Genomic DNA, 21,268 nt, shown 5'->3' with positions numbered 1-21,268 from the left:
GGCATGTCATGCAAACCATCCCCGTGGAAACCCTGCCGCACACAACGGTTCCCAGCATTCGTGTTGGTGACAGCGTGATCGGCGAGGAAGCCATCGCCGGGGAGATGCAGTTCCATCCGTCAACGGATCGCGAGGCCGCCGCCAAGGCGGCGGCCCGCGCCCTGGTCATCCAGGAACTCTTGCGCCAGCGCGCCGAGATCCTGGGCATCGAGACGGGCTCGTTGCACGAGCCCGACGAGCGTGCGATCGCCGTGATGCTGGATCAGGAACTGCAAGTCCCCCCGCCCGATGAAGAGGCCTGCGTACGCTTTCACGCGGCTCACCCCGAACGCTTCTGCGAGCCCACCCGTCTCAAGGTCCGGCATATCCTGCTGGCGGCGGCCCCCGACGACCTGGACGCCCGCGACGAGCAGTTCAAGAAGGCCGAAGGGCTGATCGACACCCTCAAGCAGCATCCCAAACGCTTCGATGAAATGGCGCAGCGGTTTTCGCAGTGCCCGTCGAAGGACGAAGGCGGGAGCCTTGGCTGGGTCAGCCGCGGCCAGACCGTCAGCGAGCTCGACCGCGCGCTGGAACCCCTGCCCGAAGGCCTGCACGAGCGTCCGCTGCCGTCACGCTACGGTTGGCACGTGGTCGTCATCGACGCCCGTCTGGAGCGCCAGCCACTGCCCTACGCCGAGGTCAAGGACAGGGTCGCCCACGAGCTGACCGAACAGGCCACCCGAGTCGCCCTGCGCCACTACCTGCTGGCGCTGGAAAGCGAGATCGGCGTCGAGGGTTTCACCCTGGCCGACGATGACGTCGACGGTCCCCTGATGCGCTGATAAGGGCGCTGACAGGTCGCTGAAAGAGCACAGACAGAGCGCCGACCAGGCGCCACTAGCGAACGACGCGTGCGACTCCCCCTTTCCCTCTCACCTGACACCCCCGCCAGACCTCAGGGTCCGGCGGGCTCCCTTCACGTTCTCTCCACCGGAGTCCTTGCATGTCTCATACGTCCACGTGCGCCGTGTTCACCCCGCTGGATATCGCCATCCTCACCGTGTCCGATACCCGTGGCCTGGACGAGGACGGCAGCGGCAACCTGCTGGCGGACCGGTTAGCCGGCGCCGGACACCGCCTGACCGAGCGCGCCCTGGTCCCCGACGACATCTATCGCATTCGCGCCCAGGTCAGCGCCTGGGTGATCCGTTCCGACATCCAGGTGGTGCTGGTCAACGGCGGCACCGGCTTTACCGCCCGGGACAACACCCCGGAGGCACTGACGGTACTGTTCGACAAGGTCGTTGAAGGCTACGGCGAGCTGTTTCGTCTGCGTTCCTTCGAGGCCATCGGCACCTCCACCATCCAGTCCCGCGCCGTGGCCGGGGTGATCGATCGCACCCTGGTGTTCTCCATGCCCGGCTCGCCCAAGGCCTGCGCCATGGCCTGGGACGACATTCTTGCAGCCCAGCTCGACGCCCGCACCCGGCCCTGCAACTTCGTCGCCATGGTGGTGAAGGACAGCCAGCGCTGCACCAGCCGCAGCGCGGATCACCACGTCGCTTCCGACACCCGGACGACGGCTCGACACGAAGCCCTGGAGGTCACCCCATGAGCGAGATCTGTGGTTGTGACACTCCGACCAGGGACCGCTCCCTGGTCGATCCCTGGCAGGCCCGCGAGCAGGTCATCGCCTTGACCCGCCCGCTGGAGGACACCGAGACGCTGAGAACGACCCACGCCCGTGGCCGCATCCTGGCCGCGCCGCTCAAGGCGCTGCACGACGTTCCCGGCATCGACAACAGCGCCATGGACGGCTACGCCCTGCGTCTGGCCGACCTCAAGCACCGGCTTGCCCTGCCGGTGGTGGCCCGAGTACCCGCCGGCGCTGCCCCGATCACCCTGCCTTTCGACGGCTGTGCGCGCATCTTCACCGGCGCACCGATTCCCCGCGGTGCCGACGTGGTGGTGCCCCAGGAACGGGTACGGATCGACGACGCCGGCCAGATCCACTTTCCCACTGACTTGCACCTGGGAGACCATATCCGGCGACGCGGCGAAGAGCTCACCCAGGGAGCGGCTCTGCTCGAGCCAGGTGAGCCCCTCGATGCCATCCGCCTGGCGCTGCTGGCGGCCCAGGGCATCACCGAGGTGCCCTGCCGGCGTCGGGTGCGCGTCGCCGTCATCAGTACCGGCTCGGAGCTGGTCACGCCCGGCAAACCGCTGGCCCCGGGCCAGATCTACAACTCGAACGCCGGCATGCTGCACGCCCTGCTGCAGGATCACAACGCCGAGCTTGTCGACCTTGGCAACATCAGCGACAGCGCCACGGCGCTGGAAGAAGCGCTGACCTTCGCCGCCCGCCAGGCCGACCTGATCGTCTGTACCGGCGGCGTCTCGGTGGGTGAGGAAGACCACGTCAGGCCCTGTCTCGAGCGCCTTGGCGGCATCTGCCTCAGCGGCGTGGCGATGAAGCCCGGCAAGCCCTTCACCCTGGGCTACATCGGCCAGTCCCCGTCCACCGGCACCCCGTTGCTGGGACTTCCCGGCAACCCCACCGCCGCCCTGGTCGCCTGGCACCTGCTGGGCCTGGCGGTACTGCATCGCCGACAGGGTCGAACCATCGCCCCGCTGGCGAGCTTTGCAGTGCATGCAGGCTTCACCTACCGCGCCAACCGCACGCGCACCCAGTGGCTGCGCGTCCGCGTGGATCACAGTGACATTGCCCCGGTGGCCAGGATCGCCGGCGACCAGGGCTCCAATATGCTCAAGAGTGCGGCGCAAGCCGACGGCTACCTCCAGGTGCCCCCCGGCCAGCAGGTGGTGCCCGGCCAGCGCTATCCCTACCTGCCGCTAAGCCAGTTCGCCCGCTAGCGCCACGACCTGAACACCGACAGCACACCTAAAAAATGTTCCGACAAGGAGAGCCCACCATGGCCACCCCCTCACCCCTTCCCCTGGTCTACGCCTGCTCTGGTTGCTCCGACGTGGCCCAGCTCGCCAACAGCGTTGCTGTTGCGCTCGACCATCGCGGCATCGCCGAGATGTCCTGTATCTCCGGCGTTGGTGGCGGCGTGCCCGGGCTGGTGCGCAAGGCACAATCCGGGCGACCGATCGTGGCGCTGGACGGCTGCCAGATGCACTGCACCGCGCATTGCCTGGACAAGGCCGGCGTCAGCGCGTCCCACCATCTTCGCCTGTACGAACAAGGCTTCAAGAAGCGACGCGGCCGCCGCTACGATGACGATTGCGTGGAAGCCGTCATCACACAGCTCATTCCCGTGGTTGACGCACTCGCCTGCGGCGACGCGACCCTCGACCAGGGCGACTCCCCTGTCAGACTCACCGCCCACCACTGAGCAAACGCGACGCAATAAAGCCAGCCCCGTCAGGTGAAAGCGGCGTGGCGCGTGAGAGCAATACGCAAGAACGACAAGGCCCCGCCGGGCTGCAGTGCAGCAGCTGCCCGGCGGGGCCTTATCATTGGCCATGTCATATTAGCGGTGCGTCATGACAGCGACGTCGCTGCTCAGCTCATCCCCGCTGTCTCGTCGAGCCCATACTCCCGCTCCACCAGTGCCACCCTGACGCGATAGCTTGCATACCAGCGCTCGCGGCCCCTGGCCTGGGCCTCGCGATGATCCAGGTTGGCCTTCCAGGCGCGGATCGATGCCAGGTCAGACCAGTAGGACACCGTGATGCCGGCGGCATATTCACCCGGCGAGCGTGCCGACTCCACCCCCAGAAACCCCGGCTGCTGTGCCGCCAGTTCGACCATGCGCTCGGCCATCTCGCCGTAGCCGTCATCCCCCGGCGTTCTCGTGGAGGTGAAGATCACCGCGTAGTACGGCGGTGTCGGTGTGGTGGCGATGGCGCTCAACGGTTTTCCTCAGTGATGATGGACAAGACACTCCGAGGCCGTCACGGAACTCGCTATCCGCCACGGCGAGCTTGGCAATGTAGCATGAGACGACGTCAACGGCCTTCCCGGTGCATATGCCAGGCTGACACCAAAGACCTGCGCCGACGCCAGAGACCTGCGCCAGAGACCCGCACTGACAAGAGCGGATCAGAAACCACCGCTACCCGAGCCAATCGCCCCCTCATTGATATGTTCAGTAAACGGATCATCGAACCCCGAGCCTACCGCGCCTTCATTGATACCCGGGGTAAAAGGATCGTCGTGCCCTGATCCGACTGCACCTTCGTTGATATCGTCGGTGAACGGATCATCGATGCCCGCGCCGATCACGCCTTCGTTGACGTCTTCCGTGAACGCATCATCGAAACCGGTTCCTACCGCCGCTTCGTTGATGCCTTGCGAAAAAGGATCATCAAAGCCGGAACCCACCGCCGCTTCGTTGATGCCCCTGGTCCAGGGATCATCATGGGCCACGGCGCCTCCCGGCAACAGCGCCAGCATCAGGAAAAGTCCACAGACGCCATACCTCATGACATACCCCATGTCGGCAAAATGTCAGGATACAAGGTCCCATCCGATGCCATGCTGACCCGCATCCTGAAACAAGGGCCGTCAATTGACGGCCCTTGTCCATGGCGACGAGGCACCTATTCAAGATTCATGGAAAAAGGCGCCACCAGGTCGTCCACGCGATAGGCATGACCGCCCTTCATCACCATTTCCACCTTGATGAGGTCACGGATGTCCTCATCCGGCTTCCCCCGGACAAAGGCGATATCCGCCATCTTGCCGACTTCCAGCGTGCCCAGTTGCTCGTGCAGGCCAAGCTCCATGGCGGGTACTGCTGTGGCAGACCTCAGCGCCTGGAACGGCGTCAAGGGGCCGCTTTCCAGCCAACGCAGATTGCTGTGGAGTCCGAACCCGACAAAGTCCAGAGGGGAGTCGCTGCCGGCGATCAGCCGCCCTCCCGCTTCGACGATCCGAGCAAACGTTTCGGGATTATCCGCGTACTGTGCCAGGAAGTGGGAGTTGTCGGGGGAGCTGTCGCTGTCGAAGGCCTCCTGGAGGGCATCTCGCTCGGCCCGAGGGACCAACGCCTTGACCCTGACATCGTCTCTAATGTCGTTGTCGCCAAACAGCGATGGCTCCACCGCGAAGAAGGTCGACACCACCGACATGTTCGCCCGGGAAAAAAGATCGATCACATCCTGATAGGTCCTGCCCGTCAGCGAGCCGATACGCGAGTAATCCAGCCGCTCGGTGGCGCCCAGATGGGTCGTGCCGCTCTGGTCCAGATAGACGCCCGGGGCGAGAAAATGCGAATAGGTCGGCACCCCTCGCTGACCCGCTTCATCGGATACCGCTTTCATGAAGGCCGGGTTCATCCGCACATAGGTCTTCATCACATCGAAGTCCAGGGCCTCGGCGCGCTCCAGCTCTGCCGATAACTGGCCTTCGTCGGCTACCGGGCGCATGGCATTGTAGTAGATGCGCGAACCATCGAGCGGGCCCCCCGTGTAGAAGAAGCGCGGACCGACACGCTTCCCTGACGCGATAGCCTCGTGGTCGCCCACCGCTCGGTAGGCAAGATCCCCCACCGAGACCGTGCTGGTGATCCCCATGGACAACAAAAGGCGGCCCTGCCGGGCGCCATAGCCGAAGGTGTGATTGCCCCAGGTCTGGTGGGTGTGGCCTTCGATCAGCCCCGGTACCGCGGTCAGCTCGCTGGCGTCGATGACATTGCCCTGTGGCCTGCTGTCATCGTGCGAACCGATGGCGGCAATTCGACCATTCACCACCGTGATATCGACATCGGTAAGCACCTCGTCGCTTGCGCCGTTCCACAGGCGGCCAACATGCACAACCGTGCTCTCAGGCAGCTCCTGTGGCGACCACTCGAGCCTCACTTCGATGTTCTGGACCTCGCCATCGTCGAGGCTCACCATCTTGAGCTGGCCATCTTTCAGAAACAGCAAGCGGGATGCATCCCCGCTCCAGGAAGGAGAATCGGCGATGCCCTCTGCGACTCGCCTCGGCTCGCCTGTGGGGCGGCCTTCGGCGGAGACATCCATCACGTAGAGCGCGCCATCCAGTACAAAACTCATCTTGCCGCCGTCAGGCGCCCAGACGGGGCCATTGTCGGAGCGAGTGGTAATCGAGGCATGTTCGGCAACCGGATAAAAGCGCTGCTCACCCGACGCGACATCGACCACCAGCACCTGATTGGTGCCCTCCCTGAAACGGCTGGTGTAGGGCACGACACCGGCAAGCGCGACGTGCTTGCCATCGGCCGACCAACTGGCGCGGCCAGGCTGAAACATGCCTTCGACGATAGCGCGACTTTCACCTGACGCGATATCGATCACCTTGGTATCGCCCGAGGCATTCTGATAGACCAGCCTCGAGCCATCCGGCGACCAGGCAGGATAAAGCTCTGTCGCATCGGAGTTCGTCAGGGCCCACGTCTTGCCGCTCGCCATCTCTCGAATCCAGATGTCCAGAGCGCCATTGCGATCACTGACGTAGGCCAGTCGCTCCCCATCAGGCGACCATGCAGGGTCGGACTCGTAGTAGACATCGTTGGTCAAGCGTTGCGGAGCCTCGCCGAGCGTCATGAGCCACAGGTCATTGAGCGCGGCAAAGGCGACCTGAGTGCCGTCGGGATGCAACGCTGGCGTCACGATCCCCTTCACTCGGTGCCGCCCGAACCCGACAAGGTCGTTCTCGCGGCTGAAGTTCGGTCTGTCGATCGATAGGCTGGCGGCAAAGGGAATCGGGACCAGCTCATCAGACCCAGCTTCCAGGCGCATCAGTTGGCCATCGGCCGCCAGTACCGCACTACCGTCGGTCTGCCAATCCACGCGGAACGGGAACACGTCGTGTCCATCGAGGCGCACCTCGTCGCCCAGCATCAATTCGGTCTTGCCTGGTGTCGAACGAATCCAGGATATCGGCTCATTGTCCCCCGCCGACCAGGAAGGGGCGTAGGCAACTCCCTGAATATCGGAGACCAATGCCCGGATGTCTCCTGCGCGGCTTACCTCCTTGATACTCGTGCGATCGGCGACGTAGGCGATACGATTGCCGTCTGCTGCCCAGGTGGGATACGCCTCTTCTTCAGGCGTATCGGTCCACTGGGTAAGGGCCCCCGTTTCCAGCATCATCGTCCAGACGTCATAGCTACCGCCCCGGTCGGACACAAAGGCGATTTCACTGCCATCGGGCGAAAGCTCCGGCTCGCGCTCGTCCCAGGGCGCACCCGTGAGCGGTTTCAAGCCTTCGCCATCGCTGTCCATCATCCAGATATCGAAGGTTCCCTGCTGGTAGGCCTGCATGACGATATGGTCACCGGACGGCCCCCAGTGCGGCCTGGCCGGATCGAGACCAGGCTCGGTAAGCTTCACCGTCTCCCCCGACGCCATGTCCAGGCGCCAAAGCACACCTTGAATATCAAGGACGGCCTGGCTGCCGTCTGGAGAAACAGTGGCGGCAAGGTTCGTCACTTCCTGGAAGTCGATGTCGACGGGTTCCGCCACCGCCGTTCCTCCCACCATAAAAGGCACCAATGCAATGCACCTTATTGGTCTTGAGAAAAACATGGCTTTCTCCTACGTCAAAGCGCAATAAAGAGGGCATGCTGACGTAAGAAAGATAGATTCCACGATTAAAGAGTCGTCATGTTTTTTAGTAGCAACGACTTTCGTCTTGCTCCGATCACGTACAATCTTGCGAAATATTTCAACATCAGAAAAAATGCAACGTTCGCAGATAGACAATCCACAAAAAAGAGAGCTTAAATTTCTTTCCTCCTGTTCAAATAACGAAGGCCTCGATAAACCATCTTGGTCTCATTCGGCCAAAGTCTCGTCGAACATTACGTTTCAATGATTTCTTCGAATCCAGTACGCGCTCTCCCCCTTCGTCTCGACGAAAGACGACCCAATGCCAGAACGGTCGCCCTCTCTCCCGTCGCCATTTAATGGCCAGCACAGCCAGGTCGGGAAGCCCCTCCCAGGACTCGAACGGCAACTCCCTGGCGCCCAGCTCGACCCCCAGATCGGTTGCCAGCCGCCTGACGTATGCGGTATCAGACCAGAGCGCCTGGTCCTGTGCGTGGATGCCCAACACGTTGGCCCTGCTCCTGGCCTCGGCGTAGCTTACGCCGGCCAGAACCGCGCATGTCGCGATACCGCAACCCGATATCTCTTCCTGAACAACCGCTTCCATCTTCTACCCCCGCTATTAGCCGGCCAGCGTACGGCCACTAGGCGCTGTCCGAAAAGTCGACGAGCGAAGCGCTCGTCAAGCCTCCCTCGACAGGCTACCTCGCCAGCAGGCGGGGAATCCCGTGATCAGGTGGCGATGCACCGAGACGGAGTGCCCACTAGCCAGTAAAGGGCCGGCACCCTGCACGGGTACCGGCCCCTTCCTGCCAACTCTTTTCCTTCTACTTTCTTGCGTCTCTTGTGGGCTCGAGCCTAGCCGATGGGATCTACCTCGACCAGCGGCTCCCGCGGCAGCAAGGGTCGCCAGTAGGCAAGCTCAGCGGCCACCGGCAACAGATTGACCGACACATCCTTGCGAGTCGGTTTGCACGGACGGCAGCGCCGCTCTATACCGGGCTGATTGAGCTGAATACAGGTGTAGAGCTCCAGGCCACGGGCATCGATGGCGCTGACACACAGCTCGCACTTGAACGACTGGCCCATTTCGGTCGCGACCTTGAGGCGTCGTCCCTCCAGTCGATAGGTAATGATGCCTGCCGCGCTCTTCACCTTGCCATCGCCCTGTTCCAGGGTCTGCCCACACAAGCACCACTCGTAGTCCACCGGGAAGGCGGTGAGCCTGGGCCAGGCTTCAAATACACCGGACCATCGCACCGGGCTGGAACGACAACGAGAACAGTCCTTCGCCACGTAGTGCGTCACCTCTCCGCGCTCTGTCACGCTCCATCGTGCCGCAATATCCAGCGATGGCGTCGGGGTGTCGAAGGTGATCCAGTCCAGATGCAGTGCACCCTGCTGATCGATCTGGCGCCAGGCACGTAACTTGGCCAGGCGCCCTTCGGACGTGCGCATCCCGAAGACCACCTCATGGTGAGGCATGAACAGGAACCATCGTGGCCACGTGAGGGGTATCAGGCCCAGAGACATCTGGCTTGTTGCCAGCGGCAGGCGCGATATCTGCACCGGTGTCAGCGCGCCGAAGGAGGTCCCCGTCACCGTCAGTCCACTGCCACCGACGGCATTCAAGCCACTTGCGGGATTCCAGGCGAGATCGGTTCCGGGCCGCACCCCCGCACTGAGGGCGCCACTGTCCAGATCCACCGAGAACCCTCCGAGACCGATGTTTCCGCCCTGGTGTTTTACCGGCACCGAGACCGACCGCACGATGCTCGAGCGCAATTCCAGATCATCGAGGACGATACTGGACAGCGTCAGACCACCACCGATGGGCCCGAGCGGGATCGCCGGCAGGCCACCAATGGCCCCGCTGATTCCATCCGAAATCAGACCATCGGCGATGCCTTCTGCCACCGCCTCGACAATCGCCAGCACCACGGCGGCAATGATGACTCCGACGATACCGCCGAACAGACCTCCCAGACCGAGTGAGGCAAGCCACACCCACCAGGCCAGGTCCACATCGGTATCCACCACCGGCGTGGTGGCAGTCACCGTGATCGCCCCAGCATCCAGACCGATATCGATGAAGAACGAGAAATTCGACTCCGCCGACCAACCACTACCCGAGTCGGTGGCACGTCCCGTGACGGAAATGCGATTGGCGACAACGCGAGCCTCAAGACTTCGAAGCGTCCCCTGACCACCCGGTGCGGGGATACTGCGGTTTAGCCTCAAGGGGGTGTCGAAATCGGTGACAGGTCTGCCCATGGAGCTTGCGATACGTGGGCGCATTACCCTGGCCAGCAACCAGAAGTTGCTCATCGTCACCAGCGACTGGCTCCCGGCAGGGATCAAGCTGGAGGTGACGTTATTGATATTACCCCCGCCGTCGCTGGACATGCGCACACCGAACGCAAGGCAATCACGATCCAGTGCCGTGGTATCGTTCACGGTGGTGACATCGATGTCGAAGACGGTTGTCGCATCCGTATCGTCGACGACCGGGATCGCTGGCGTCAGATCGATTCGACCGATGCTGGACTGAAGCTGGTCGAGCACGACTCCCGCCATCATGTTCTGCGCCTGCGTGAGGCTCAGCCCCGCAACATCCAGAAGCGGCTCAAGCAGTGACACCGACGCAGGATCGAAGGCCACATTGACCGTGGGCGCACCGGCATTGAAGTCCATGGTGGCGAATTGATTGCTGCCCTCGGTCACCATGGCGATACTGTCCACCACCGTGATGGCGCCACCGATCGGGGCGACCGGCAACGCCAGGGGCGCGGTGATCTGGAGCTGAGAATTGGAAAAGGGAACGGTCAGCCCCATTCTCGGCCGAGGGCGGTCCAGGTCGGCGACGGGAGTATCGAAATTCAGATCGGCGCTCCCGCTGACACCGCCTGCATTGACCGGCACGCTGATACTGGGTGGAAAGATCCCTCCGGCGAGGAAGGCCGTGGCAAGTTGATTGTTGAGTTCGTTCTCGGAAATCTGAACGAGCATGTCAAAACCGGCAGTTCGATCAAGTGCCATGACTAGCCCTCCTTGTGAACGGCAAAGCCATCATCGTCCTGCGGCTTCGCACCCGGCTTGATCTCGCCGATACGACCACGCGGGAAGGCCGCAGCCTTGAAACCCGCCACCTTCACTCCGGGACCTACCACTGCTGTCTGTTCGACCTCCCCGTGGGCCCGCTCGACGGCCTTCAGCTCCTGCCTTGACAATTTGACACCGGCCTTGAGCAAGGCCTCGACAGGATGCGCCATGTATAGGCTCGCGTTCGCCTCGTCCTTGGCCAACCACTCCATCATCAACTTGTCGGCCTCCTGGAGTTTCTTCATCACCTCCTCTGGTAACGCAAGAGGCTCGGCATCCCGACGGGGCGCTCCCTTGCGAGGACGGCAGCGCAGAGGACGCTTGGGGAGCGCGAAGTCTCCTCCAGGCACGAGGCGCACATTGATGTTGGCCTCAAAGCCCTGGGGCACCCTGGCCACCACGAGCTCTTCCGCCCGATCCTTGCCCAGCCCCACCTGAGGGCGGCATAGGCAGGGATCGGGGTCTTTTGACGTGTTCATGTGTTGGCTCCTTGACGTTGAATGACGTTTGCAACTTCGCAGGGCAGCGCAGTACAGGTCGTCAACAAGAAGCTCGGCGAGAAATAACGCTACCCGGGTCATCGAAACGATGACCGAGCGGGGGTAGTCGACTTCCGGGACGCAAGCCCACCGAAACAGGAGGCAGGCGACCGGAATCTGGTGCTATGCGAGGAAGGAGGGAAACATGCTCGGACACCGGAGCTTTGGATAACGGGCAAGGCTCCCCGACAGCGTCCCCGCGCTGACCTCTTTCATCTGACACGGAAAGGAAAGCGCTTCTGGCGGCGCAGCCCTGAATAAAATGAGCTTAAAAAAGCACCAGGGCCACGACCGCAGGACACCAAACATCTCGGCTAATTTATCAAGTGCTTACCAAGTATTCCTGATGGATTCAATCAGAATGACTACCCCCGTAGAACACTCTTCCTAAGTAAACTTGGCCTTTGAAGCATAGACTGTCTTCGTCAATGTGACGATGTTCAATCAACCATCAAGGCAACAAACGAAGACACCCCGCCGAGAGGCTTTCTCGACGGGGTGCCTGAAGGAGTCGGCGTAACGTTCACCGGAACAACCTGGTCCCTAGCGATTGATCTCGACACGAATGATGCGATTGGTGGCGCTCTGATGAATCAGCAGGTCGCCATTCCGGGTCGGTCGCATATGCCGCACGATACCGGCGTAAATACCGCCGGACGGGATCGCCCAGCTCTGGAAGGTCTCGGTGACGGGATCAAAGCGCACCAGAGCATCGGGGCGCATCCCGGATTCGTTGTACCAGACCACGCCATCGAGTACCGCGATCGCGTAGGGATGAGACTTCTCGCCGCTTGGCGACGGCCACTCCTGCACCTCACCGCTGCGGGGGTCATAGCGCCCAAGCCGGCCCCTTCCCGAATTGACGTACCAGATCATGCCGTCATCGGCGATATCGAGCCTGCGCACAGTGGTTGCCTGATGGGGAAGTTCGATTTCGGTAAGCGCCATGGTGTCGGGATCGACCCGTACCAGGCAGTTGCTGCCATTGCAGGCCACCCAGGGTGTGCCCTCTGCATCGATCTTGATGCCGTAGGGGCGTGACCCCGAGCTAGACATGGCAACGAGTTCGACCTCACCGGTTTGCGGATCGAGGCGTCCGACGCGATTGGCGTGCTGCGCCGTAAACCAGAGAAGGCCGTCATCATCGAACACGGCCGTGTGGGGATCACGCACCGAGGGCTCAGGCATGTCGACCACCTCGATATCCCCACTGGCCGGGTCGAGACGCCCCAGCGTCCCGTTCTTGTTACCGGTAAACCACACGCCGCCGTCACGATCCAGCGTTACCGAGTGAGGCATGCTGCCGGGCGGCAGCGGGTATTCGCGCATCTCACCGGACATGAGATCAATGCGCCCCACCAGATTTCCCCATTGGCCCGCCCACCAGATCCCGCCATCTGGCGCCTCGGCCGGATCCCGCGAGCGTTGCCCGAGCGTCGGCACCACCCATTCGTGGAAGCTGATATCGGTATCTCCCTCAAGCAACGTCGGTGCCCGTCGCTCATTGGGAGGAAAGTGCTCCGCCAGATAGTCGGCGATAGCCCCGCGGCGGGCAGGATCACGCGAGAGATCCACCATGGTGCCCATCAACTCGAGCCAACCCTCTCGGCTGTAGCCAAGGCTCTGGCTGATGCGACTGACCGGATGGCACACCGAGCACTGCACTTCGACAGCCTCCCTGCCCTCCCCCGATGGCAGGCCGGCGCCCAAGGCTACCGACGAACCAGCGAGCAGCCAAATCGAGAGACATAGCCTCCGAAACCCAACGTGCCTGGTCATACGCCATCTCCCCGAGCCTGAGCCTGAGCCTGAATGCATCGCGTGCACCGAGTGCACACTTGGGTGTACCGCACTATTTGATCGCCGGCCTCGGTTAGCCTGATGCATCCTCAGCCACCCGCTCACCGATTCGATACCGGATACCACCGAGACGGCGCCGTCCCGCTAAGCACCATCCGTCCTGAGCCACATGACGATCGCCCACGCAGATGCCTATTCAGCGCAGGAAAAATGGCGCCAAACTGCAGGTCCCGTTCGATGCCGCACGCACTTGCTCATTGAGGCCGCCGACTTCTTATGGCTCCGTAGCCCGATGTTGTTCATCACCAAGCCGCGCCATATAAAATGCTCCCACGTACTCACCACCTCGAAAGGCAAAATCCTTAGCCTCTCCCTCGATGTCAAAACCGAATCGTTTGTATAATTCAATGGCGCGTTTATTATCGACATAGACGGTGAGTTCCAACCGCCGAAGAGCAAGCCAATTGTCGGCCAGGTCGATCGCTGTAGAAAGCAAGGCTGTGCCCACGCCTGAACCTTGAGCCTTATCCTTTACTCCCATACCCAAGGAGCCGACGTGTCGTCGACGCGGGTTTTGACAAACCTCCAGGCCAAGGGTTCCGACGATTTCTCCATCCAGTAAAGCAACGTACATATACACATTGTCTGGTGTGCTGGCTAAGCGCTTTTCCCACAAGGCAATAGATGGGTGAGGAAGCTGGAGCGTACCCTCATAAGCGCTTCTGCAGTCGTATATTTCCTTGACACCACGAGCATCGGATGGCTCAGCTCTTCTAATCTCGACGTCCATGTTGGCCTATCCCTCGATTGGTAATATCAGCGCAAACATACTATTTACTTATCTATATCGCCCCACAAGCACCACCATCTTTCTAGCCTTTGTATATTATCTGACTGCCAGCCCATACCAAAGCACTGCACATATGTGTTACAACACTTACATCAAAGACTAAAAACCCGGCCAACTCCCACAAGCTTAACTTTAAAAGTCGAGAATACTCATTCAACTAAAGGTGCTCAATCGAGACGCGCACTACACACATACACTAGACCTTCAAACGTGGACTCATGAAACACAGCTGAAATATAGACCTGTAAAAAATGAAGAAACTCCCACGTTTTTCTACTCTACAGGCTTCCACAGAGTCTTAGATTGATCTTTGTAGCCTAGCTCTTTATAGAACCTCTCCGCATCTTCATTAAAGGACATGACCTCCAGCCTAATTTGCTCCGCGCCTTGTGCTTTAGCCCAATCATCGCAATGGGACATCAACATACGACCAATACCAGATCCTTTTGAGGCTTCATCTACGACTATGGTACTAACTCGACATATCGGGCTACTTATCAGAAACGTAATCGACTCATTTCGCGTGATTTTCGCTGTTACAAATCCGACAATGTCGCCGGCAACTTCCGCTACCAGAAAAATTCTAGCCGTCTCGTCTAAAGCGGTTAGAAGGAAGTCCTTTTCCGCGTCAGAAGGTTGTACAAATGCCTCTGGTGCATTGTCAAAGTGTGTTAAACCAAGCTCGTGATTCAAGCGTAGAAGTGCGTCTATGTCTGATCGTTCAGCCCTCCTTACTCCCAAATTCTGACTGTGTTTTTCTTGGCACACGGCTTACTTCCTCGACGGTTTCATTAAGCTTCCGGAGTGTGTTGACAGAGATTTGAAACTGACCATTACTCGGCACACGTTTGCCTCTGAAATGGCTCCATACAAGTTCTCCTGGTCCATTGTAGATTTCCTCGAAAGCACCATCGCGCAAGATTTTGATGACGATCGTATGCTGCGGCTGACTTCGAAACGCCACTGAATTTGACTGTGTTGCTTTTATCTCGACTTCCAGGCCGGACTCAGTGACCGCGTCATAGCCTTCGTTGGACGCTGCCATCAGCTCCAGATTATATGCATCCGCAACGAGACATTCCCCCAAACTACCAACCATATGTCCATCCGGAGTAAAGTGCCTTCCAGGAAACATGGCTTCCAATTCGCTAACCGTTGCATAAAGTTGTTTGACCAAGGCGCGTAACTTATCGTGATCGATCATCGGAGACCTGACACCTAGATGGCTGGACGATCTATCGTCGACTGTCTTCGTGATACGGTGCACCTTCCAAGGCACAACGCCCGAGTTAAGCTGCACCGAAAAGAAGCGCGGCTTGAATGAATTGTTATACGTCTGTTGCGTCTGACACGTCTGTTCCCGGCTTAGGTTGATTGGTGACGCCAAAAGGAATATGAACAGACGGGACGACAGCACTCGCGGACTTAAGGTGGCCAGACTGATCATCAAAGAATATATGAGGCTTTAGAACACCTAGAATTCTGCTTTTTTCAATACCACCAAGGAAAAATGCATCGTTGGCCATTACGCCCCAACTCTTTAGCGTTTTAAGAGCTCGTTCGTGCGATGGCGCATTACGTGCGGTTACAATAGAAACTCGAATCCTGTTTTCGTAATCAGGATTCTGTTTCTTGTATGACTCTTCGGCAGACTGAATCTTTGAGATGCGGACCAGTAATTCCTGAAGCGGCCCTGGATTGTGGGGCTGCATGACGTTCTTGACCTCATGGTCGTGGAAGGCTGTGAGACCGGAAGCTTGCATCACTGACTCAGACTCGTCACCAGCTAAAACCCCGTCGAAGTCGAACGCAATGCGTAGTGTTTTATCGCTTTCATCGTCGTCGAATTTTGAGTCCAGCACTTGTCCTGCAGGATGACCTAAGCCAATCGCGGCCTCCACATCTTGCTTATTCCCGGATAGGAACAGAGCGATATTAAGAGCGGGAATGTACTCGTACGGTGAACGCCCCTGCATAAATATTGCTCTAGTCATCCCCAAACCATAGTGCTCGATGGTTTTCATAACTCGAAGGCCAGTGTCAGGGTCATTGCGCGAGAGTAGCACCACTTCGACTAGTGGGTCAGACACATCGAGATCGTTAAGCGCCAGAAGGCGTTTGATGAAAGGATAAGCAATCCCTTTTGGCAGCGGAACGTCGAGGTTCTTTTCTTGGTACTTGCGGTACTGCTCCTCGCCATCGCTGCGGAAAACCGCATCCGACTCGCTGAGGTCAAAGACCGCGCTTGATGCAACCCCAATTACTAATCTGCTTTCAATCTCGTATGGCATTTACGCCCCTCTATAGTGTATTCCTGCCGCCTAACGCCGCCAACACCGGAAATTTTTGAGCGATAGCGAGTACATTCTCCGCGTGCTTGGTATTGTTAGCTTTCCATCAGCAATGATGACAACAACACCATATCTTCAACATCTTTGTGCTCAGAAACGAACAAAGCTATATTCTTACCATTTGGATTCTTTGAAGACTTATAAACAACGCCATCAATACTGGAACCATCTATTGTAAATCGATGACGAAAATATTCCGAAATTATTTGTGTTGGAATATAGTCTATGTGCTCCATCCCGTCTTTCGACATCGGTTTTGAAATCTCATCTCGAAATTGTCGAAGAAATTGTATTTCATGCCTCTCAGTATATTTATCGGGTTCAAAAACACTTGGTATTTGAGGCAAAATAGACAAATCCAATAAATTAAGTGGCTTTATAGTTTTCATTTCTGCCACTGCATATCGTCGTTTCTTATCAAAGAGAGTTTCAAGCTTTGCTGTTTCTTTTTCAAGTGCAACATACATATATGGAATTCCAGCCGGGTTCATTCTCCCTGCCCTAGCAACTCTTCTGGGAGGTACGCTTATCTCAGAGAACTTACTGTAAACTTCACCTTCTATTGAAACCCTAATTCTATAGCACACTGTTCCTTTATCCAGAACTTTAACAAGGTTAAGACGTTTAACTAGATTTCCAAGCGCGTCTAAAATATATTTTACAGGTATATAGTCGGGCCTCCCAATATCCAGATCATGGAATGGCTCTGAAAGAAATAGATAACGGGTCTTAAAAAGAACGGTGTTAGTAAATGCACTCCATCCATATGCCAACGCTTCTGCAGGATTGCTTAAACCCCAGTCCCCCTGTGAGTGTTGAACCCAATATTTATCACACCCTAAACACTCTAGGACGTCTTGGCTAAATTCGTCTTTCCAACCTGGGTTTACTGCTTCAAGCACATCATATGGTTCGGTTTCAGGAAAAACCCAACCTCCATCCCACGGGACCCCTATGTCTTGTGCGTCTGCATAGTAGACGCAAATAGACTCATAGATACGCTCCATTACTTTTGCAAATGGAGCGGCGATCATAGATTTTGATGATTTTTCGCAATAAGAGCACGAGTGGCTAACAAGATTATCGATCACAAGTTGAGCTAATACAATATCGAAAGTACATTCACCGCACACATGTTTGTCAACCATCTCAAACCCTTGATCATCCATGTGATCATTATGACCCATTTATGTCTCCATGCTCATAATAAGCTAACGCCCGCAGCACGGGAAAATTTGTAGCGCAGCGGAAATGTTGTCCCTCTGCCTGCGATTGTTAGGCCTTTATTATACGACTGGGGAAAAAGCATTGTAACTAGGGTTTGCATCCTTTGCTCCCATTTGGAAAAGATAGAGGCTCTTATCATTAATAAGCTTGATGGTGTGTGCGTTAAGCAGGTTGACTATTCGGTTTCTCCAGTCTTTGGCCTGCTCCTGATAATACGGATAGTCTGTTTTAGTGCCATAGGGGTTATCAGCGTGCAATATTCCGCCGCACCTATCATAAACTTTAACGAACTGTTCTTTTGTTAGAAAATCATCTTTTCGATCCGCCCAATCAGACGTGACTCCCGGCGTTTTGCTTGGATTTTGTATGATGGGGTGCGGATAAAAACCTGGATTGATGCGCTCTAGATCTTTGAGCATTAGCCTAGCATTCCAATGCTCTGCAAATTTCTTGTGTTGGGCGGAATATTTTTCTCTATTGGCGATCAAAGAGCTAAATGCAATCAGCTCTAGAATCTTTCTAATCTGCAAACAGACCGACTCAACTGTAGTAGGGACGTAGAGTGCGTGGGCTTGACCGAAAAGCAATGAATCTACGACAGCCGTTCGCCGCTTGATCTCAATTAGAACTGCCCGGTATTTATCTTGTGATGAGTCCATTTTATTGCCTAACGATTAGAGTAACCGGCCGGTTTCGGAGCGCCAGCGGAGAAGCCGGTCCGTGTTGACGCTTTTGTTAGGACGGCAGGCTTGAGATAATATCGTCATAGGTGATAGGAAATCGAGTTGCGTTCTTAGGATATAGATCCATAAGAAAGAACCGCTTTTTCAGATTCTGAAAATGGTGTTCTTCCTGCGCCAACCTATCCTTGATTCGGCGACGGACCTCGTTGACACCTAAAGCCTTACACTTTGGATCTTTCATCGCCTGCGTCACTAAGTTCTCAATGCGCGCTTGCTTCCCTTTTCCTTGGCAGCTGGTTCTGTGATAAGCGATGTACGCTCGCTTAAACAATCCAATACTGGTTAGAAAATGGTATGGTCGATCTCGACCCTGCACTCCTCTGTTAAGCGCCAGCATTGCATCATCGCCATTCAAAGACTCGAAGAATTTGCGATAGAAGGCTGCAAAATCGCGCTTCACTTCAAGGTCCATCACTTTTTCTTCTGGCCCGATAATCGCCCAGAAAGGAGCGCGATCTAATTGAGTGCATACATTTATCAGATGGATTCCGTTGCAAGCCGCTACAACGATGACAACATTGAGATTGCTCGCAATACTAATTGAGATCAGAGCGTCTCGAACCTCATGCCATTCTATGATTTCGCCATTACCTAACTGAAATCCTTCTTCCCCACCGTGGCACTCAAAGTGCAGCATTGGGAATAGGCCGCGTTCACAGTCTTTCTTTACTTTATCTAGAGCTTTAAAAAATGTATCGCGGTCAACGGGGCACTCTATGTCAACGTGAAGATCAGGATTGGATTGCGCAATGGGGAGCAAAACATCGTTATATAAACTCTTTCCTGTTTCTATATCCCCAGGGCGAAGAGACTCAATTATCCAGACTTTATTAAATTCCGTGCTTGTATCCATGTTTAGTCCTAACGCCTAAAACAGCGGCGCTGTTTTTTGCGTCCGTTGCCTTTACTTGTTAACTGGTTAAGGCCACCCATTCTCTTCAGAGTAGCCAGATTGTCTTTGCAGGTCTTCAATTAGGTTTTCTATGGCATCTAGATCAGTTGATCCCATCTTAACCCCGTGGATCAATCCATCTAAATCCGATTTCTTCAACGGAGCCTTGTACCTGGAACTCCATTGAACAGAAGTCGATAACCGTTCTAGAAGTACCGAGTGGTCTGGCTTTAAAGAAAGCCCTAACCGAGAAGCAACGTCATTGAGGTCGTGGGCTTTCTCATGAAAGTGTTTTGCACTAAGCCGCTCCTTCGACAAATCGGGGGCGTTTTTATATACATAAGCCCCCTTAAGCCCCCTTAAGTGCATTCTCCGCAGCCAGCCCCAACAAAAGCAATGCCCCCTTCAGTGATCCAGACTGTCGCTGCGTATCTCGCTCCGATAGTATCGGCTCCTTTTCCAGGAGACTTTCCCAAAGAACCGAGGCCGCCTCAAACATTTGCCATGATTGAGCAAACCAGTTTTCTGGATTAAGGACTCGCTCGAAATAATCCATCTCAATTTCCAGTTAACATTTTTAATCGTATGCGTGCTTAAATTGACGCCGCGCGGATCTGCACAAGGTGCTTCACATCTTCTTGATACTACCAAGAAATTCATCCTATGCCTTCTTCGCCCTTAGTCGCCAACACGCGCATGCTCGAATTCCTGCGAAAGTGTGCGCGACATTCCACCGGACTCTGCTCACATCTCTCTGATGTTCTGCCTTTTTTCTAGAATTTGTGCGGAGAAAACATGCGTTCTTCTGTTGCTTTCCAGGCGCGTCAGCTGGACGCTTCTCGATATACTGTATGAATGTATAGTTACCGTATTTTGGAGGTTGCACATGAGCAAGAGCCCGTTCCTGGAGTCCATCCGCCGAGATCTACGCTTGCGTGGCTACAGTATTCGAACAGAAAAAACCTACCTGCACTGTATCAAGCGATTCATCTTGTTTCACCAACGCCGACATCCTGCTGAGATGGGTGCACCCGAGGTGCGCGTCTTCCTGACATCGCTCGCCAACGACAACGGTGTCTCGGTCAATACGCAAAAGATTGCGTTGAATGCTCTCGCCTTTCTGTACCACAAGTTTCTTGGTGTCGAGTTGGGACCGCTCGACTTCAAGCATGCTCGCCAACATCGTAGGCTTCCCACCGTACTGACGCGTGCCGAGGTCGCGGCAATCCTGTCGTGCATGTCGGGACGAAACTGGCTGATCTTCTCTTTACTTTATGGCAGTGGGCTACGTATCGCGGAATGTCTTCGGCTTCGTGTCAAAGACATCGATTTCGATACAAGGGCCTTGACCATCGTCAGCGGCAAGGGAGGCAAGGATCGCAAGACATTGCTGAGTACAACCCTGATGTCTGAACTGACTCGGCAGATGGATACTGCCTTGTCCCTTCAACGCGAGGATGTCGCACGTGGGGTAGGCCCTTCGCTGCCCTTTGCGCTGGGTAAGAAATACCCAGGTGCCTACCGCCAACCGGCCTGGATGTTCGTTTTTCCTTCCACTGGCCTGTGTGCCCATCCTGTTTCGGGCATTCTGTGTCAACATCACCTCCACGACTCGGTCCCTCGCAAGGCGCTGAAGGTGGCGGTGAAACAAGCAGGTATCGTGGATAAACGGGTCGGCTGTCATACCTTCCGACATTCCTTTGCCACCCACCTGCTTGAGGCAGGTCAGGACATTCGTACGGTGCAGGAATTGCTGGGCCATACCGATGTCCGAACCACGCAGATCTATACCCATGTCATCGGCAAACGGTTTGCTGGCACATCCAGCCCGTTGGATCTGCTATAGCATCGACACAGGCCCTGGGTGGATATTCCGGCTGCCGATTACCCTTCAGGCAGGCTACCGCAGGAGAATGTCATGCAGACACGCCCCTCCCTTGGCGATTGATGCCACACCCTTCTATGAAATCAGCACTACCCCACCAGACTTGAATAAGGCGTCCTGGCTTCCACGCCCTGATGTATCTGGACTGTCTGTCATTCTGGCTAAGTTTAGTTGTTGCCTTTCAGCATATACCGACATATCCGGGGATTCGAGCTTTGCCTCGACGTCGCTGAGTGCGCCCCACCCTTTTCCTAGTTTGGCCACGATTTGACGACGCGCCGTGGTCGAATACCACAAACGACGACACCCCGGCGGGCAAGTCCCGTCGGGGTGTCGTTTGGTGGCGGCTGTGTCT

Annotated in this window: 19 protein-coding genes; 5 read left to right on the top strand and 14 right to left on the bottom strand. The window is 56.8% G+C overall.

The window, feature by feature from the left end; all coding sequences use genetic code 11:
- The first annotated feature begins 8 nt into the window (after nt 1-8).
- The 4 genes from KUW00_RS08930 (at nt 9) to KUW00_RS08915 (ending at nt 3,341) form a co-directional block, all read left to right on the top strand.
- Nucleotides 9-824 carry a peptidylprolyl isomerase gene (locus tag KUW00_RS08930; protein ID WP_108133048.1) on the top strand — a complete coding sequence of 272 codons (816 nt, stop codon included), beginning with the start codon at nt 9-11 and terminating at the stop codon, nt 822-824.
- A 161-nt stretch (nt 825-985) separates the two neighbouring features.
- Entirely contained in the window at nt 986-1,597 is a 612-nt protein-coding gene (gene moaB, locus KUW00_RS08925) for a molybdenum cofactor biosynthesis protein B (RefSeq protein ID WP_222568864.1), read from the top strand.
- On the top strand, nt 1,594-2,856 hold the full coding sequence (glp, locus tag KUW00_RS08920) for a gephyrin-like molybdotransferase Glp (RefSeq protein WP_222568863.1): 1,263 nt from the start codon (nt 1,594-1,596) through the stop codon (nt 2,854-2,856). Before moaB ends, glp begins: the two co-directional genes overlap by 4 nt.
- A 59-nt stretch (nt 2,857-2,915) precedes the next feature.
- Nucleotides 2,916-3,341: a putative zinc-binding protein gene (locus tag KUW00_RS08915; RefSeq protein ID WP_222568862.1), complete on the top strand. Its 426-nt coding sequence runs from the start codon at nt 2,916-2,918 to the stop codon at nt 3,339-3,341.
- Nucleotides 3,342-3,511: 170 nt separating this feature from the next.
- Here KUW00_RS08915 and KUW00_RS08910 read toward each other — a convergent pair whose 3' ends face one another.
- The 14 genes from KUW00_RS08910 to KUW00_RS08845 form a co-directional block, all read right to left on the bottom strand.
- Nucleotides 3,512-3,862 carry an antibiotic biosynthesis monooxygenase family protein gene (locus KUW00_RS08910; protein WP_045994429.1) on the bottom strand — a complete coding sequence of 117 codons (351 nt, stop codon included), beginning with the start codon at nt 3,860-3,862 and terminating at the stop codon, nt 3,512-3,514.
- A gap of 189 nt (nt 3,863-4,051) precedes the next feature.
- Nucleotides 4,052-4,405: a hypothetical protein gene (locus tag KUW00_RS08905; RefSeq protein WP_108448829.1), complete on the bottom strand. Its 354-nt coding sequence runs from the start codon at nt 4,403-4,405 to the stop codon at nt 4,052-4,054.
- Nucleotides 4,406-4,551: 146 nt separating this feature from the next.
- On the bottom strand, nt 4,552-7,440 hold the full coding sequence (locus tag KUW00_RS22540; RefSeq protein WP_222568861.1) for an amidohydrolase family protein: 2,889 nt from the start codon (nt 7,438-7,440) through the stop codon (nt 4,552-4,554).
- 277 nt (nt 7,441-7,717) lie between these two features.
- Nucleotides 7,718-8,131 (bottom strand): hypothetical protein, encoded by a 414-nt coding sequence (locus KUW00_RS08895; RefSeq protein WP_222568860.1) that lies wholly within the window; start codon nt 8,129-8,131, stop codon nt 7,718-7,720.
- Between the two features lie 251 nt (nt 8,132-8,382).
- Nucleotides 8,383-10,563 (bottom strand): hypothetical protein, encoded by a 2,181-nt coding sequence (locus tag KUW00_RS08890; protein WP_222568859.1) that lies wholly within the window; start codon nt 10,561-10,563, stop codon nt 8,383-8,385.
- A gap of 2 nt (nt 10,564-10,565) precedes the next feature.
- Nucleotides 10,566-10,871 (bottom strand): hypothetical protein, encoded by a 306-nt coding sequence (locus tag KUW00_RS08885; RefSeq protein WP_222568858.1) that lies wholly within the window; start codon nt 10,869-10,871, stop codon nt 10,566-10,568.
- Nucleotides 10,872-11,708: 837 nt separating this feature from the next.
- Nucleotides 11,709-12,830: a lyase gene (locus KUW00_RS08880; RefSeq protein ID WP_222568857.1), complete on the bottom strand. Its 1,122-nt coding sequence runs from the start codon at nt 12,828-12,830 to the stop codon at nt 11,709-11,711.
- A gap of 409 nt (nt 12,831-13,239) precedes the next feature.
- The gene (locus KUW00_RS08875; RefSeq protein ID WP_222568856.1) at nt 13,240-13,755 is read right to left on the bottom strand and encodes a GNAT family N-acetyltransferase; all 516 of its coding nucleotides are present in this window, start codon (nt 13,753-13,755) and stop codon (nt 13,240-13,242) included.
- A 333-nt stretch (nt 13,756-14,088) separates the two neighbouring features.
- Complete coding sequence (locus KUW00_RS22640) at nt 14,089-14,583, bottom strand: N-acetyltransferase family protein (protein WP_409996283.1); 495 nt, start codon at nt 14,581-14,583, stop codon at nt 14,089-14,091.
- Nucleotides 14,537-15,019, bottom strand: coding sequence for a DUF6998 domain-containing protein (locus tag KUW00_RS08865; protein WP_083970593.1), 483 nt, complete (start codon nt 15,017-15,019; stop codon nt 14,537-14,539). The genes KUW00_RS22640 and KUW00_RS08865 overlap by 47 nt, the downstream gene beginning before the upstream one ends.
- A 124-nt stretch (nt 15,020-15,143) precedes the next feature.
- Nucleotides 15,144-16,106 carry a 5'-nucleotidase gene (locus KUW00_RS08860; protein WP_045994424.1) on the bottom strand — a complete coding sequence of 321 codons (963 nt, stop codon included), beginning with the start codon at nt 16,104-16,106 and terminating at the stop codon, nt 15,144-15,146.
- 95 nt (nt 16,107-16,201) lie between these two features.
- The gene (locus KUW00_RS08855) at nt 16,202-17,353 is read right to left on the bottom strand and encodes a HEPN-associated N-terminal domain-containing protein (protein ID WP_222568854.1); all 1,152 of its coding nucleotides are present in this window, start codon (nt 17,351-17,353) and stop codon (nt 16,202-16,204) included.
- A 99-nt stretch (nt 17,354-17,452) separates the two neighbouring features.
- Entirely contained in the window at nt 17,453-18,052 is a 600-nt protein-coding gene (locus KUW00_RS08850) for a hypothetical protein (protein WP_222568853.1), read from the bottom strand.
- A 76-nt stretch (nt 18,053-18,128) separates the two neighbouring features.
- Nucleotides 18,129-18,989, bottom strand: coding sequence for a hypothetical protein (locus KUW00_RS08845; protein ID WP_157033134.1), 861 nt, complete (start codon nt 18,987-18,989; stop codon nt 18,129-18,131).
- Between the two features lie 925 nt (nt 18,990-19,914).
- Here KUW00_RS08845 and KUW00_RS08840 point away from each other — a divergent pair.
- The gene (locus tag KUW00_RS08840) at nt 19,915-20,874 is read left to right on the top strand and encodes an integron integrase (RefSeq protein ID WP_222568852.1); all 960 of its coding nucleotides are present in this window, start codon (nt 19,915-19,917) and stop codon (nt 20,872-20,874) included.
- The last annotated feature ends 394 nt before the right edge of the window (nt 20,875-21,268 follow it).

Source organism: Halomonas sp. DP5N14-9 (assembly GCF_019802175.1).
Lineage (GTDB): Bacteria > Pseudomonadota > Gammaproteobacteria > Pseudomonadales > Halomonadaceae > Halomonas > Halomonas litopenaei.
The sequence above is the reverse complement of the archived record's forward strand: the minus strand, read 5'-3'. Positions and strand labels throughout refer to the sequence as shown.

Excerpts from the sequence above, each read along its gene's own strand:
- KUW00_RS08885 (WP_222568858.1), bottom strand. The coding sequence starts at position 10,871 with ATGAAGAAACTCCAGGAGGCCGACAAGTTGATGATGGAGTGGTTGGCC.
- KUW00_RS08890 (WP_222568859.1), bottom strand. The coding sequence starts at position 10,563 with ATGGCACTTGATCGAACTGCCGGTTTTGACATGCTCGTTCAGATTTCC.
- KUW00_RS08865 (WP_083970593.1), bottom strand. The coding sequence starts at position 15,019 with ATGATCGATCACGATAAGTTACGCGCCTTGGTCAAACAACTTTATGCA.
- KUW00_RS08905 (WP_108448829.1), bottom strand. The coding sequence starts at position 4,405 with ATGCTGGCGCTGTTGCCGGGAGGCGCCGTGGCCCATGATGATCCCTGG.
- KUW00_RS08875 (WP_222568856.1), bottom strand. The coding sequence starts at position 13,755 with ATGGACGTCGAGATTAGAAGAGCTGAGCCATCCGATGCTCGTGGTGTC.
- KUW00_RS08895 (WP_222568860.1), bottom strand. The coding sequence starts at position 8,131 with ATGGAAGCGGTTGTTCAGGAAGAGATATCGGGTTGCGGTATCGCGACA.
- KUW00_RS08840 (WP_222568852.1), top strand. The coding sequence starts at position 19,915 with ATGAGCAAGAGCCCGTTCCTGGAGTCCATCCGCCGAGATCTACGCTTG.
- moaB (WP_222568864.1), top strand. The coding sequence starts at position 986 with ATGTCTCATACGTCCACGTGCGCCGTGTTCACCCCGCTGGATATCGCC.
- KUW00_RS08855 (WP_222568854.1), bottom strand. The coding sequence starts at position 17,353 with ATGGGTCATAATGATCACATGGATGATCAAGGGTTTGAGATGGTTGAC.
- glp (WP_222568863.1), top strand. The coding sequence starts at position 1,594 with ATGAGCGAGATCTGTGGTTGTGACACTCCGACCAGGGACCGCTCCCTG.
- KUW00_RS08845 (WP_157033134.1), bottom strand. The coding sequence starts at position 18,989 with ATGGATACAAGCACGGAATTTAATAAAGTCTGGATAATTGAGTCTCTT.
- KUW00_RS08930 (WP_108133048.1), top strand. The coding sequence starts at position 9 with ATGCAAACCATCCCCGTGGAAACCCTGCCGCACACAACGGTTCCCAGC.
- KUW00_RS08860 (WP_045994424.1), bottom strand. The coding sequence starts at position 16,106 with ATGCCATACGAGATTGAAAGCAGATTAGTAATTGGGGTTGCATCAAGC.
- KUW00_RS08850 (WP_222568853.1), bottom strand. The coding sequence starts at position 18,052 with ATGGACTCATCACAAGATAAATACCGGGCAGTTCTAATTGAGATCAAG.
- KUW00_RS08915 (WP_222568862.1), top strand. The coding sequence starts at position 2,916 with ATGGCCACCCCCTCACCCCTTCCCCTGGTCTACGCCTGCTCTGGTTGC.